This window comes from Kitasatospora sp. NPDC041917 (assembly GCF_055589745.1).
Map to the genome: position 1 here is coordinate 15415 of NZ_JBVJBI010000002.1, position 13350 is coordinate 28764.

Below are 13350 nucleotides of genomic sequence, written 5' to 3' on the forward strand. Positions count from 1 at the left end.
CCGATCATGCCTGGTCGGACGGCCCGGAGCCAAAGTCGCTCAGGTGCGCAGCAGGAGCAGCAGCAGCGCTGCCGACCAGCTGAAGTTGGTCGAGCTGCGCCCCTCCCCCGTCAGCGGGTCGTAGTTCTCCCGGACCGGGCCGTCCCCGGCCAGTCCGGCGGCGGTGGCCAGCAGCCGCTCGACCGTCCGCCGGGCGTCCTGCTCCCAGCCGTAGCGGCGCAGGCCTTCGACGGCGAAGTAGGTCTGGTCGAGCCAGGCCAGGCCGCGCCAGTAGCCGGCCGGGTCGAAGGACGGCGAGCTGCGGGCCACGGTGGGGAACGGCATGGCGGTGCCGAACTCCGCCGGGTCGAGCAGCAGCCGGCGGACGGTGCGGGCCTGGGCGGCGGTGGCGGTGCCGGACCAGAGCGGGATGGCGCCCTCGATGCCGCGGCCCCGGGCGGTGAGCCGGGCGCCGGTGGCCAGGTCGGTGTCGTGGAACCAGCCGCCGGCCGGGTCGTACATGGTGTCGCGCACGGCGGCGTCGATCCGGTCGGCGCGGGCGCGCAGCCGCTGGGCGGCGGGCCGGTCGCCGAGTTCGGCGGCGATCAGCGCCAGGTGGCGGTGGTCGGCGGCCAGGTAGGCGTTGAGGTCGACCGCGCGCTGGTCGAGCGACCAGCCGAGCAGTGTCCCGTTCGCGTCCCGGTTGGGGAGGACGCCGGCGGCGTCGAAGCGCGGGGCGTTGTCCATGCCGGACTCCCAGGCCGCCGCCTCCCGGCAGTCCTCGGCGTTCGCGTTGGCCGGGTCCGCGGTGGCGCCGTACTCGCACAGGCCCTCGCCGAGGTGGTCGCGGGTGCGGTACCACCAGTCCTGGTAGGCGGTCAGCCGGGGCAGCAGCTCCCGCAGGAAGGCGCGGTCGCCGCTGCGCTTGTAGACCTCCCAGACCGCCCAGGCGGCCAGCGGGGGCTTGGAGTTGCGCTCGTTCCAGTTGCCGCCGCCGGTGGCCGGGTCGTTGTAGAAGACGCAGTCGGGGACCATGCCGGCGTCCTGCGGGCGCTCGGCGGAGCCCGCCGGCACCTGGTGGTCGAAGACCGCCCGGATCTGGTCGGCGGCGAGGCCGGGGGCGAAGGCGGCGGTGCCGACGGCCTGCTTCCAGGTGTCCCAGGCCCAGACCCCGCTGAACCACTTGTAGGAGAGCGTGGGGGTGACGGCGTCGTGCCGGATCCGTCCGGCCGGGCTGCGCCAGTTGGTGACCAGGGTCTGCACGCATTTGACGGCGGTGCGCCGGCGGGCGGCGGGGACGCCCTCGGTGGCCCGGGTGACGTACCCGTGCCAGCGGGCGGTGCCCTCCGCCGCGACCCGCTCCGGGGCGCGCAGCGCGGTGTCCGCCTCCTTCGCGGCCCGGGTGTACTCGGCCTCGGTGAAGGTGTAGCTCTCGGTCCAGTCCAGGTGGCGGCTCTCCCCCGGCGCCAGCCGCACCGGCTCGGCGAGTTCGGTGCGGTGCTCGTCGCCGTCGGCGCTCAGCACGACCCGGACGGGCCGGGCGTGGCGGACGGCGAAGCACTCGGTGCCGTCGGTGAGGTAGTCCCAGGTCTGCCGGACCTTGGCGAAGCGCGCCTCCACGCCGCGTTCGGCGGCGACCAGTCGCGGCGCTACGTGCTGGGGGCCGGTGGCGGGGCGCAGCAGCCGGCCGGTCCAGGCGGCGGCCAGGGTCCGTACGGCCGGGCCGGTGTTGGTGAGGCGGGCCCGGAGCAGGGCGGTGCGGTTGCCGGCGAAGCGCAGTTCGAGGGTGAGGGCGAGGCCGCCGCCGAGGTCGTGGGCCAGCCGCAGCAGGCCGGGCAGCGAGGTGCCGCGCGCGGGGGCGCCGGCGCCGAGGTCCAGGGGGCTGCCCTGTTCGGTGAGTTGGAGGCGGGTCAGGCCGTCGCTGAGCCACCACGGGTATTCCTGGGCGAGGTACAGCGGGCCGGTGAAGCCGCCGGGCCGGTCTGCCGGTCGGGGCAGGGCGTAGGCGTGCCAGGCGCCGAGGTCGGCGAAGACGGTGATCGGGTTGTTGCCGCGGGCGTCGCCGGGGTAGGCCTGGGCGGGGGTGCCGTGCAGGTCGAGGACGTCGGCGTAGCGTTCGGCGTCGAATCCTCCCTGTTCTTCCGGTCCTTCCTGGCCGTGGGCGGTGGCCGAGGCGGTCAGGGTGCCGGCGGCGGCGACCGCCGAGGCGGCGAGGAAGTGGCGGCGGGTCAGCGGGTTCACGGGCGCTCCTCGGCGGCGGGGAGTCGGAGGACGGCGGCGCCGAGCGGCGCGAGGGTGACGGCGTCGCCGGTGGCGGTGCCGGTGAGCAGGTCGGTGCCGGGCGCGTCGAGGGGCACTAGCCGCTCGACGGGGCCGTGGTTGAGCAGGAAGAGGTAGTCGGTGCCGTCGGTGGCGTGCCGGCGGGTGGCCTCGACGTCCTCCGGCAGGCCGGGCAGTTCGGCGCCCACCCCGGCTTCGGCGAGCGCCCGGTCGAGCACCGGGCCGGTGTCGGCGCCGAGGTGGCAGCTCAGGTACCAGGCGCTGCCGGTGCCCAGGCGGTTGCGGGTGACGGCCGGGAGGCCTGCCAGCTCGCCGGAGCCGTAGTGGGCGACGGCCTCGGCGGTCTCGGTCTCGATCCATTCGCTCCAGCGTTCGGCCCGCAGCCGGGTGCCGTCCGGGGCGAGGACGACGGCGGTGGTCGCGCCGTCCGGGAGCGGCCAGTGCTCGTCGACGACGATCCCGAGCAGCTCGCGCAGCGGCCCGGGGTGGCCGCCGGGGTGGATGTGGTCGTGCCGGTCGGCGATGCCGCTGAACGGACCGCAGACCAGCCGGCCGCCGTCCCGTACGTAGGTCGTGAGCCGGTCGGCGGTGGCGGTGTCGAGCAGGTACAGGTTGGGGGCGAGTGCCAGCGGGTAGCCGTCGAGTCCGGCGGTGGGCGGGACGAAGTCGACGGTGACGCCGCGCTCGTACAGTGCCGCGTACCAGGGGCGGAGCAGCTCGGGCCAGCGCATCCGGGCGGAGGGGTGGTCGTCCAGTTCCAGCGCCCACCAGCTGTCCCAGTCGAGCAGGACGGCGGCCCGCCCGCGCAGCCGGCTGCCGGCGAGTTCGCCGAGGCGGCGCAGTTCGGTGCCGAGGCGCAGGGTCTCCTGCCAGCCGCGCGAGGCGGTGCCCCGGTGCGGGAGCATCGCGCTGTGGAACTTCTCGGCGCCGGCCACCGAGGCGCGCCACTGGAAGTGCAGCACGCCGTCGGCGCCGCGGGCCAGTGCCTGCAGCGACCAGAGGCGGTGGAGGTCGGGGGGTTTGGGCACGTTGACCGGCCGCCAGCTGACCGCGGAGGGGGCCTGTTCCATCAGCAGCCAGGGGCGGCCGCCCTTGAGCGAGCGCATCAGGTCGTAGTTCATCGCGGCGTTGACGTGGGCGCGCGGGTCGGCCGGGTCGGGGTAGGCGTCGTCGGAGACGAAGTCCTCGTGCCGGCTCCACTCCCAGTAGTCCAGGGACTTGAGCATCGACATGAAGTTGGTGGTGACCGGGACGCCGGGCGAGACCTCGTCCAGGACGGCCTTCTCGGCACGGTGCAGGGCGAGCAGCGCGTCCGAGCAGAACCGGCGCCAGTCCAGCAGCTGGGTGGGGTTGACCGGGCCCGGCGCGGTGCGCGGCGGCTCGATCTGCTCGAAGGAGCCGTAGTGCTGCGACCAGAAGGCGGTGCCCCAGGAGCGGTTCAACTCCTCGATGTCGCCGTGCCGTTCGCGCAGCCAGCGGCGGAAGTCGGCGGCCGAGGCGGGGCAGAAGCACTCCTCGACGTGGTCGCCGTACTCGTTGTGGACGTGCCACAGGGCGAGGGCGGGGTGGTGGCGGTAGCGCTCGGCGAGGGCCCGGGTGAGCCGGACGGCGGCGTCCCGGTAGGCCGGCGAGGAGGGGCAGTAGTGCTGGCGCGAGCCGAACTCCAGCCGTACGCCGTCGGCGGTGACCGGCAGCAGTTCGGGGTGGGCGCGGACCAGCCAGGCGGGCGGGGAGGCGGTGGCGGTGGCCAGGTCGACGGCGATGCCGTGCCGGTGCACGAGGTCGAGCAGGCGGTCCAGCCAGCCGAAGTCCCAGCTGTGGGCGTCGGGTTGGAGCCGGGCCCAGGAGAACACGCCGACGGTGACCAGGTTGACCCCGGCCTCGGCCATCAGTTTCACGTCCTCGGCCCACACCTGTTCGGGCCACTGCTCGGGGTTCCAGTCCCCGCCGTACAGCAGTCCTGGCACCCGGGTGAGGCGGTCCTTGGTCACGGTCGTGGTCATCCCTTCAGTGCTCCGCCCAGCAGGCCCGCCACGAACTGCCGCTGGAAGACCAGGAAGAGCACCATCAGCGGGAGGGTGGCCAGGAAGGAGCCGAGCATCAGGCCGGAGTAGTCGACGTGGGTCAGCCCGGTCAGCGTGTTGAGCGCGACCGGCACGGTGTACTTGTCCTCGGTGTTGAGCATCAGCAGCGGCCAGATGAAGCTGTTCCACTGGCCCATGAAGGTGAAGATCACCAGCGCGCCCAGTTGCGGCCGCACGCACGGCAGGACGACCTGGTAGAAGGTGCGCAGCTCGCCGGAGCCGTCGATCCGGGCCGACTCCAGCAGTTCGTCGGGGAAGTCCAGGAAGCCCTGGCGCATCAGCAGGATGCCGAAGGAGTTGGCCAGGAAGGGCACGATCACGGCCTGGTAGCTGTCGATCCAGCCGAGGCTGGCCATCATCTGGAACAGTGGGACGAGCAGCACCTGCAGGGGGATCATCATGGTCGCCAGGACCAGGCCGAGCAGCAGTCCGCGGCCGCGGAAGCGGTACTTGGCCAGTCCGTAGCCGCACATCGCGGACAGCAGCGAGCTGAGCAGGGTGTAGACGACGGCGGTCCCGAGGCTGTTGAGCAGCACCCGGCCGAAGCCGATGGTCTCCTGGAGGTGCGCGAGGTTGCGCAGCAGCTCGCCGCCGGGCAGGAACGGCGGCGGGGAGTGGAACAGTTCGGAGCTGCTGTGGGTGCTGGCGATCAGCATCCAGGCGAAGGGCACCAGGCTGAGCACGGCGCCGAGAGCGAGGGCGGCCAGGACGGCGATCCGGCCGAGCCGGGCGGGCAGCGGGGTGCGGCCGGGCCTGAGCGGCGCGGTGGTGGTCATCGGCGGCGCTCCCTTCCGTAGAGCCGGAACTGGAGCAGCGAGACCGCCGCGATGATCAGCACGACCACCCAGGCGATGGCCGCCGCGTAGCCGAAGTCGAGCTGCTGGAAGCCGACCTTGTAGAGGTAGACCACGGGGGTGAGGGTCGCGTCGCCGGGGCCGCCGCGGGTCAGCACGTAGTTCTCGTCGAAGAGTTGCAGGGTGCCGATGGTGGAGGTGATGACGCAGAACAGCACGACCGGGCGCAGCTGCGGCAGGATCACGCCGGTGTAGGTGCGCACGGCGCCGGCGCCGTCGAGGGCGGCGGCCTCGTACTGGTCGCGGCCGATGGCGTGCAGTCCGGCGAGCAGGATCACCGCGTTGTAGCCGGTCCACCGCCAGGTGACCGAGCCGATCAGCGAGATCCTGGCCCAGGTGGGCGAGTTGAGCCAGTCGACCGGGCCGAGGCCGAGGGCCTGGAGGAACTGGTTGGCGAGTCCGCCGTCGGTGCGCAGCAGGACCTGGAAGACCACGGCGTAGGCGACCAGGGTGGTGATCGCGGGCAGGAAGAACACCGCCCGCCAGCCGGCCCTGAAGCGCAGCCAGGACTGGTTGAGCAGGACGGCGAGCACCAGGGCGAGGCCGATCATCACCGGTACCTGGACGGCGAGGATCAGGCCGGTGTTGACCAGGGAGTGCAGGAAGGCGGGGTCGTGGAGCATCCGCCGGTACTGGTCCAGGCCGACCCAGACGTCGGCGCCGTCGCGGCGGGCGGTGAAGCTCTGGTAGAGGCTGGCGCCGAGCGGGTAGGCGAAGAAGGCGACGAAGAGCGCGGTCGTGGGCCCGGCGAACAGCCAGGCGGCGGTGCGTGGGGAGCGCCGGCGGCGGCGGGCGGGGGCGGGGGCGGCCTGGGCGGGGGCCGCGGGTTCGCGCAGGGACACCGGAGGACTGGTCATCGGGCCCGCCCCTACGCGACCGTTTGGCGGCCGGTGGCGGTGGCGATCTGGCGGGCGGCGGAGCGCAGCACGGTGCCCGGGTCGGCGCCGTTGTGCAGCACCTGGTTGACGGCGGTGGTGACGATGTCGCCGGCCTTGGAGTCGTCGGCGGTGAGCTCGACGGCGGGGATGTCGCGGGTGAGCCCGGCGAACAGCTGCATGGCGGGCTGGCCGCCGTAGTAGGGGGAGGGCTGCTGGAAGTACGGGTCGTCCAGGGCGGGGAGGTAGGCGGGGAAGAGGCCTTCGTGCTGCATCATCGAGGCCTGGTTGGCCTTGTCGGCGAGCAGGAAGGAGAGGAACGCCCAGGCCGTCTCCGGGTTCCGGCTCTGCGCGGTGACGCACAGGGTGGAGCCGCCGCTGTTGGAGGTGCGGGTGCCGCCGGGGGCGAAGGCGGGCAGCGGGACGACGCCGAACTTGCCGCTGAGGTCGGCCATTTCGGTGGTGAGGGTGCCGTCCCACCAGGCGGCGGTGGGGGTGGTGGCGGCCTTGCCGTCGTGGGTGCCGGAGACGAACCCGTCCCAGCCGTTCTCGAAGTCCACCAGGTCGCGGTCGACGAGCTGTTTCAGCAGGGTGAGGGCGCGTTCGGCGGCGGGGGTGGCGACGGCCACCTTGCCGTCGGTGAACCAGCGCTGGCCCTGTTGCTGGAGCAGCATGGCGAAGAGGCTGTCCTGCTTGGCGTCCAGGATGAGCATCTTTTTGCCGGTGGCGGCCTTGAGGGCGGTGCCGGCGGTGACGTAGTCGTCCCAGGTGGCGAGGCCCGCCGGGTCGATGCCGGCCTGCTGGAAGAGGTCGCGCCGGTAGAACAGGGCGCACGGCCCGCTGTCCCAGGGCAGCGCGAGGACCCGGCCCCGGGCGTCCGTCACGGTGCGCCAGGAGGCCTGCGGGTACTGGGACTTGAGGTCGGCGGCGCGGCCGGTGAGGTCGACCAGGGCGTTCGGGAAGTTGCCGATGTAGGTGGGGAGTTTGTGGCCCTCGACGGTGAGGATGTCGGGCAGGCCGCTGCCGGCGCCGAGTCCGACGGTGATCTTGTCGTAGGCGTTGTCGTAGCCGATGTCCACCACCTCGACGGTCGTTCCGGGGTGGGCCTGTTCGAAGACCTTGCCGAGCCGCTGCATGGCCTTGGCGGCGACGTCCCAGGACCAGATGGTGACCTTCCCGGCGAGGGTGGCGCCCGGGCTGCCGGCGAGCTGCTTGGCGCTGGTGCCGCCGGCGCCGCCGGTCGCGCAGCCGGTGGCGCCGGCCAACAGCAGGGCGCCGCCGGCGAGTCCGGCGGCGAGGATCCGGCGGCGTGCCGGGCCCGCACTGAATCCGCCCTGGTCGAGGGCGAGTTGGGGATGTCTTTCGTGCCGGGTTTCTGCGGACATCTTGCCTCCCGACTGGTGAATGCCGAATGCTGTATACAGAACTCAGCATTCACAACCCCGTCAAGGCTTGTGACTGAAATCGCGGAAGGTGCCAGCATGAGCACACGCGTCCCCCGAACCCACCCGTACATCCCCAACTCCGCCCCGCAGGTGAGGAAAGCGATGCTGGCGGCGGTCGGCGCCCAGGACGTCGAGGAGTTCTACGCCGACATCCCCGCCGCCCTCCGACTGGACCGCCCGCTGCGACTGCCCGAGCCGCTCGGCTCCGAGGCCCGGCTGGTCGCCCACATGGAGGAGCTGCTCTCCCGCAACACCGCCGTCCCGCCGGGCCGCAGCTTCCTCGGCGCCGGCTGCTACCGCCACCACGTGCCCGCCGTGGTGGACGAGATCGTCAACCGCAGCGAGTTCCTCACCGCCTACGCGGGCGAGCCGTACGAGGACCACGGCCGCTTCCAGGCGCTGTGGGAGTACCAGTCGCTGATGGCCGAGCTGCTGGCCGTCGACGTCGTCAACGTGCCGACGTACGACGGCTTCCAGGCCGCCGCCACGGCGCTGCGGATGGCCGGACGGGTCACCGGGCGGCGCCGGCTGGTGCTGGTCGGCGCGATCGACCCGGACCGGCTCTCCCGGATCCACGACTACGTCCGGGGCATCCACGAGCTGGTGCCCGTCCCCGCCGAGCCCGCCGCCGTCCGGGCGGCCCTGGCCGAGGGCGACGTGGCCGCCGTCTACGCCCAACTCACCGACCACGACGGCCTGGTGGACCACGAGCTGCCGCAGTACATCGAACTCGCCCACGGCGCCGGGGCGCTGGCCGTCGTCCACGTCAACCCGATCAGCCTCGGCGTGCTCACCCCGCCCGCCGAACTCGGCGCCGACCTCACCTGCGGCGACCTCCAGCCGCTCGGCATCCACCCCGGCTACGGCGGCGGCAACGCGGGCTTCATCGCCAGCGCCGACGACGAACGCCTGGTCGCCGAGTACCCCAGCCGGCTGTTCGGGCTCACCCCCACCGACGTCCCCGGCGAGTACGGCTTCGGCGACGTCGCGTACGAGCGCACCTCCTTCGCCCTGCGCGAGGAGGGCAAGGAGTGGGTCGGCACCGCCGCCGCCCTGCACGGCATCGCCGCCGGGGTCTACCTCGCGCTGATGGGCCCGCACGGCATGCGGGAGATCGGCGCGACGATCCTCGCCAACACCGCCTACGCCCGCCGACGCCTCGCCCTCGTCCCCGGCATCGACCTGGCGGACCCGCAGGCCGTGCACTTCGCCGACTTCACCGTCCGCTACACCGGCGAGCGCACCGCCGCCGAGATCTCCGAGGCGCTGCTCGCCCACGGCCTGCACGGCGGCACCCCGGCCGGCCCCCACCAGGGCCGCTACTGCGTGACCGAGCTGCACACCCGGGCCGACATCGACCGCCTCGCCGACGCGCTTGAGGAGATCGTCAAGTGACGAACCACCCGAACACCGGGTCCGTGGACCCGCGGATCGCCCCCAAACCCGCCCTGCGCCGCTTCCACCAGGCCCGCTGGGACGAGAAGCTGATCTTCGAGCTCGGCGCGCCCGGCGAGCGCGGCGTCCTGCCCCCGCTGCCCGAGCCCGCCGTCACCGCCGCCGTCGGCGACCCGGCCGAACGGCTGCCCGCCGCACTGCGCCGCAGCGCCCCGCCCGCCCTGCCCGAACTCGGCCAGCAACAGGTGCTCCGGCACTACCTGCGGCTCTCCCAGGAGAACCTCGGCGCCGACCTCAACGTCGACGTCGGCCAGGGCACCTGCACCATGAAGTACAGCCCCAAGGTCAACGACACCTTCGTCCGCGACCCCAGGATCGCCGCCCTGCACCCCGCACAGGACGCCTCCACCGTCCAGGGCGTCCTCGAACTCGTCCACCGGCTGGAGCAGCTGCTCAAGGAGATCTCCGGCATGGACCGGGTCAGCCTCCAGCCCGGCGCGGGCTCGGCGGCGATCTGGACCAACGTCTCGGTGATCCGCGCCCACCACGCCGCGCGCGGCGAGCTGGAGCAGCGCGACGAGATCATCACCACCGCCTTCTCCCACCCCTCCAACGCCGCCTGCGCCAAGACCGCCGGCTTCCGGGTGATCACCCTGCACCCCGACGCCGACGGCTACCCCGACATCGAGGCGCTGCGCGCCGCCGTCGGCCCGCGCACCGCCGCACTGCTCATCACCAACCCCGAGGACACCGGCATCTACAACCCCCGGATCGCCGAGTTCGTCCGGATCGTCCACGAGGCCGGCGGCCTGTGCGCCTACGACCAGGCCAACGCCAACGGCATCCTCGGCATCACCCGGGCCCGCGAGGCCGGCTTCGACCTGTGCCACTTCAACCTGCACAAGACCTTCTCCACCCCGCACGCCTGCGGCGGCCCGGCCGCCGGCGCCTGCGGCGTCACCGCCGAGCTGGCACCCTACCTGCCGCGCCCCACCGTCGAGTTCGACGGCGAGCGGTACGTCCTGGACGACGACCGGCCGGACTCGATCGGCAAGATCCGCCCCTACCTGGGCGTCGTCCCGAACCTGGTGCGCGCCTACGCCTGGATCACGGCCCTGGGCGCCGAGGGGCTGCGCGAGGCCGCCGAGACCGCCGTCCTCAACAACAACTACCTGCTGCACCGGGTACGGCAGATCCGCGGCGTCTCCGTCCCCTACGCCGACGGGCGCCCCCGGGTCGAACAGGTCCGCTACAGCTGGCAGCAGCTCAACGAGGACACCGGCCTGCACAGCGAGGACCTCGGCTACCGCGCCGCCGACTTCGGCACCCACTACTGGACCAGCCACCACCCGTACGTCGTCCCCGAGCCGATGACCCTGGAGCCCACCGAGTCCTACTCCCGGGCCGACCTGGACGAGTACGCGGCGATCCTCGCCGAGGTCGCCCGCGAGGCGTACGAGGACCCGGAGACCGTCCGCACCGCGCCGCACAACTCCACCGTGCACCGGATCCGGCACGAGCCGCTGGACGACCCGGCGGTCTGGGCGGTCAGCTGGCGCGCCTACCGCCGCAAGGTCCTCGGCGAGCAGCCGTGACCTCCGCCCCGAGCGCCCGGATCGGGCTCGTGGTCAACCCGGTCGCCGGCCTCGGCGGCCGGGTCGGCCTCAAGGGCAGCGACGGCGCCGAGGTCCAGCGACGGGCCCTGGCACTCGGAGCCCGCCCGCAGGCCGTCGCCCGGGCCGCGCTGACCCTCCGGCGGCTGCCGCCCGACGTGGACCTGATCACGGCCGACGGCGCGATGGGCGTCGACGCCGCCCGGGCCGCCGGCCGCACCGCACGCGTCGTCCACCGGCCCGGCGCGGCGGACACCACCGCCGACGACACCCGGGCCGCGGTGCGCGCCCTGGTCGCGGCCGGCGCCGGACTGCTGCTGTTCTGCGGCGGCGACGGCACCGCCCGCGACGTCCTGGACGCCCTCGGGCCCGAGCCCCGCCTGCCCGTGCTCGGCATCCCGGCCGGGGTCAAGATGCACTCCGCCGTGTTCGCCGTCCACCCCCGGGCCGCCGCCGAGGTCGCGGCGGCCTGGGCCACCGGCCGGGGCGTGCGCCTGGAGGCCGCCGAGGTGGTGGACCGGGACGAGGCCGCGCTGCGGGCCGGCCGGGTCTCCGCCCGGCTCCACGGCCGGCTGACCGTCCCGGTGCTGCCCGCCCGGGTGCAGCAGCGCAAGACCGGCAGCTCCGGACCCGACCCGGGGACACCCGCCGGCCTCGCCGCCGAGGTCGCCGAACGGGTCGGCCCCGGCGGGCTGCTGCTCCTCGGACCCGGCAGCACCACCCACGCGGTGGCCACCGCGCTCGGCGCGCCCGGCGCCAGCCTGACCGGCGTCGACCTGCTGCGACTCGGCCCCGGCAGCGCCCTCGGGCCCGGCCGCTCCGACGGCCTCGCCACCGCCGCCCGGATCCTGATCCGCGACGCCCGGGCCGACCAGCTGCGCGCCCTGCCCACCACCCCCCACATCGCCCTCTCCCCGATCGGCGGCCAGGGCTTCCTGCTCGGCCGCGGCAACCAGCAGCTCACCCCCGAACTGCTGCGCGCCGCGGGCCGGGAGAGGCTGCTGGTGCTCGCCACCGAGGCGAAGCTCGCCGCCCTGGCCGGACGCCCGCTGCTGCTCGACACCGGCGACCCCGACCTGGACGACGCCCTCGCCGGCCACGTCCGGGTGATCACCGGCCGCCGCTCCGGCGCCGTGTACCGCCTCTCCGCCTGACCCCTGTAGAGGAGTTCCCCATGATCGACCTGCACGGCAAGCGCGCGATCGTCACCGGCGCCGCCTCCGGCATCGGCCGGGCCACCGCCGCCCTGCTCGCCGAACTCGGCGCGGCCGTCGTCCTCGCCGACCTCGACACCGAACGCGGCGAACGGGCCGCCAAGGAGATCGGCGGCACCTTCGTCCGCTGCGACGTCTCCCGGCGCGCCGACTGCGAGCAGGCCGTGCGCACCACCGTCGAACAGCACGGCGGCGTCGACGTGCTGTTCAACAACGCCGGCATCATCCGCCGCTCCACCGTCACCGGGATCAGCGACGAGGACTGGGACCTGGTGATGGCCGTCAACGTCCGCTCGATCATGCTGCTCAGCGGACTCGTGGTGCCGCTGATGGCCGCGAACGGCGGCGGCAGCATCGTCAACACCGGCTCCGGCTGGGGCATCAGGGGCGGCGGCCGGGCCGTCTCCTACTGCGCCTCCAAGGGCGCCGTGGTCAACATGACCCGGGCGATGGCCATCGACCACGGCCCGGACAACATCCGGGTCAACTGCGTCTGCCCGGGCGACACCGACACCGGCATGCTCGCCGAGGAGGCCCGCCAGCTGGGCGAGAACCCGGACGCCTTCTACACCGACGCCGCCGACCGACCGCTCGGCCGGATCGGCCAACCCCGGGACATCGCCCAGACCGTGGCCTTCCTGGCCAGCGACGCCGCCGCCTTCGTCAGCGGCGCGGTCATCGCCGTGGACGGCGCCGGCACCGCCTGACGCCCGCGAACCGTACAGCACCGCAACCCCGTACGACGGCCGGGCGACGGCACGCGTCGCCCGGCCGGTACGCTACGGACCGAGGAAGAAGGGACGTTTGATGGCGATCGAGCGGCGGCCGCTGCGCGAGCAGGTGAAGGACGAACTCCTGGAGCAGCTCGGCCGCGGCCGGTTCACCCCCGGCGAGTCGATCAACGAGGTCCAGCTCGCCGAGGAACTGGGCGTCAGCCGAACCCCCCTGCGCGAGGCCCTGATCAGCCTGGAACGCGAGGGCATCATCACCAGCGAGCGCGGCAAGGGCTTCCGCTTCGCCCCCACCGGCAAACAGGAGTTCCTCGACCTCACCGCGATCGTGATCGCCCTGGAGTCACTGGCCCTGCGCACCTCCGACCCGGCCCACCTGGCCGAGATCGCCCCCAGGCTGCTCGCCGAGGCCCGCGCCTTCTCCGCCCCCCAGGCCCCGCACGGCACCATAGAGCGCTACGACGACGCCTGGCACGCCCTGCTGCTCTCCGGCTGCGCCAACGCCCGGCTGCGCGAGATGATCGAGTCGCTGAAACTCACCCTGCACCGCTACGAGCGGGTGGTGGTCGGCGACCACGAGATCCTGGAACGCGCCGCCGAGGAGCACGAGCGGATCGCCCAGTGCCTGCTCGAGGGCGACGTCGACCAGGCCGTCACCGCCCTGGAGGCCAACTGGACCAGCGGCATGGAACGCATCCTGGACCGCCTGCCCCCGGTCGCCGCGCTCTGAACGCCCGGTCACGTCCAGCGCGTTCACTCCGGGGAACACCGGGATCACGACCGGATGCGGCAGGCGGGGTGCGTCGTTCATGCCCACACTCTCGCCCGGCGGCAGTGAAGGCGGCAATGACGGGACTCTGCAACATCCGGACAGCACGGC

The 13350-nt window shown here is 73.6% G+C and carries 10 protein-coding genes; 5 read left to right on the top strand and 5 right to left on the bottom strand.

Annotated features, from left to right (window positions below):
- Nucleotides 1-39: 39 nt before the first annotated feature.
- Genes ACZ6EM_RS02255 through ACZ6EM_RS02275 form a run of 5 tightly spaced genes read right to left on the bottom strand, consistent with a single transcriptional unit; the run spans nucleotide 40 to nucleotide 7457 of the window.
- Nucleotides 40-2220, bottom strand: a complete 2181-nt coding sequence (locus ACZ6EM_RS02255) for an MGH1-like glycoside hydrolase domain-containing protein (RefSeq protein ID WP_465771401.1) — start codon at nucleotides 2218-2220, stop codon at nucleotides 40-42.
- Nucleotides 2217-4262: a beta-galactosidase gene (locus tag ACZ6EM_RS02260; protein WP_465771402.1), complete on the bottom strand. Its 2046-nt coding sequence runs from the start codon at nucleotides 4260-4262 to the stop codon at nucleotides 2217-2219. Before ACZ6EM_RS02260 ends, ACZ6EM_RS02255 begins: the two co-directional genes overlap by 4 nt.
- Entirely contained in the window at nucleotides 4259-5119 is an 861-nt protein-coding gene (locus ACZ6EM_RS02265; RefSeq protein WP_465771404.1) for a carbohydrate ABC transporter permease, read from the bottom strand. The genes ACZ6EM_RS02260 and ACZ6EM_RS02265 overlap by 4 nt, the downstream gene beginning before the upstream one ends.
- On the bottom strand, nucleotides 5116-6054 hold the full coding sequence (locus ACZ6EM_RS02270) for a carbohydrate ABC transporter permease (RefSeq protein ID WP_452179245.1): 939 nt from the start codon (nucleotides 6052-6054) through the stop codon (nucleotides 5116-5118). Before ACZ6EM_RS02270 ends, ACZ6EM_RS02265 begins: the two co-directional genes overlap by 4 nt.
- 11 nt (nucleotides 6055-6065) lie before the next feature.
- Nucleotides 6066-7457 (bottom strand): ABC transporter substrate-binding protein, encoded by a 1392-nt coding sequence (locus tag ACZ6EM_RS02275; RefSeq protein WP_465771405.1) that lies wholly within the window; start codon nucleotides 7455-7457, stop codon nucleotides 6066-6068.
- Between the two features lie 96 nt (nucleotides 7458-7553).
- Between ACZ6EM_RS02275 and gcvPA the strand changes: the two genes are divergently transcribed.
- The 5 genes from gcvPA (at nucleotide 7554) to ACZ6EM_RS02300 (ending at nucleotide 13200) form a co-directional block, all read left to right on the top strand.
- On the top strand, nucleotides 7554-8912 hold the full coding sequence (gene gcvPA / locus ACZ6EM_RS02280; protein WP_401047195.1) for an aminomethyl-transferring glycine dehydrogenase subunit GcvPA: 1359 nt from the start codon (nucleotides 7554-7556) through the stop codon (nucleotides 8910-8912).
- On the top strand, nucleotides 8909-10507 hold the full coding sequence (gene gcvPB, locus ACZ6EM_RS02285) for an aminomethyl-transferring glycine dehydrogenase subunit GcvPB (protein WP_452179243.1): 1599 nt from the start codon (nucleotides 8909-8911) through the stop codon (nucleotides 10505-10507). The genes gcvPA and gcvPB overlap by 4 nt, the downstream gene beginning before the upstream one ends.
- Nucleotides 10504-11679, top strand: coding sequence for an ATP-NAD kinase family protein (locus ACZ6EM_RS02290; protein WP_452179242.1), 1176 nt, complete (start codon nucleotides 10504-10506; stop codon nucleotides 11677-11679). Before gcvPB ends, ACZ6EM_RS02290 begins: the two co-directional genes overlap by 4 nt.
- 20 nt (nucleotides 11680-11699) lie before the next feature.
- On the top strand, nucleotides 11700-12446 hold the full coding sequence (locus ACZ6EM_RS02295; protein ID WP_401047186.1) for an SDR family NAD(P)-dependent oxidoreductase: 747 nt from the start codon (nucleotides 11700-11702) through the stop codon (nucleotides 12444-12446).
- A gap of 100 nt (nucleotides 12447-12546) precedes the next feature.
- Nucleotides 12547-13200: a GntR family transcriptional regulator gene (locus tag ACZ6EM_RS02300; RefSeq protein ID WP_380548517.1), complete on the top strand. Its 654-nt coding sequence runs from the start codon at nucleotides 12547-12549 to the stop codon at nucleotides 13198-13200.
- Nucleotides 13201-13350: the final 150 nt, after the last annotated feature.

Bases quoted from the DNA above. Each gene is read 5' to 3' on its own strand.
- ACZ6EM_RS02270 (WP_452179245.1), bottom strand. From the start codon at position 6,054: ATGACCAGTCCTCCGGTGTCCCTGCGCGAACCCGCGGCCCCCGCCCAG.
- ACZ6EM_RS02265 (WP_465771404.1), bottom strand. From the start codon at position 5,119: ATGACCACCACCGCGCCGCTCAGGCCCGGCCGCACCCCGCTGCCCGCC.
- gcvPA (WP_401047195.1), top strand. From the start codon at position 7,554: ATGAGCACACGCGTCCCCCGAACCCACCCGTACATCCCCAACTCCGCC.
- ACZ6EM_RS02300 (WP_380548517.1), top strand. From the start codon at position 12,547: ATGGCGATCGAGCGGCGGCCGCTGCGCGAGCAGGTGAAGGACGAACTC.
- ACZ6EM_RS02260 (WP_465771402.1), bottom strand. From the start codon at position 4,262: ATGACCACGACCGTGACCAAGGACCGCCTCACCCGGGTGCCAGGACTG.
- ACZ6EM_RS02295 (WP_401047186.1), top strand. From the start codon at position 11,700: ATGATCGACCTGCACGGCAAGCGCGCGATCGTCACCGGCGCCGCCTCC.
- ACZ6EM_RS02275 (WP_465771405.1), bottom strand. From the start codon at position 7,457: ATGTCCGCAGAAACCCGGCACGAAAGACATCCCCAACTCGCCCTCGAC.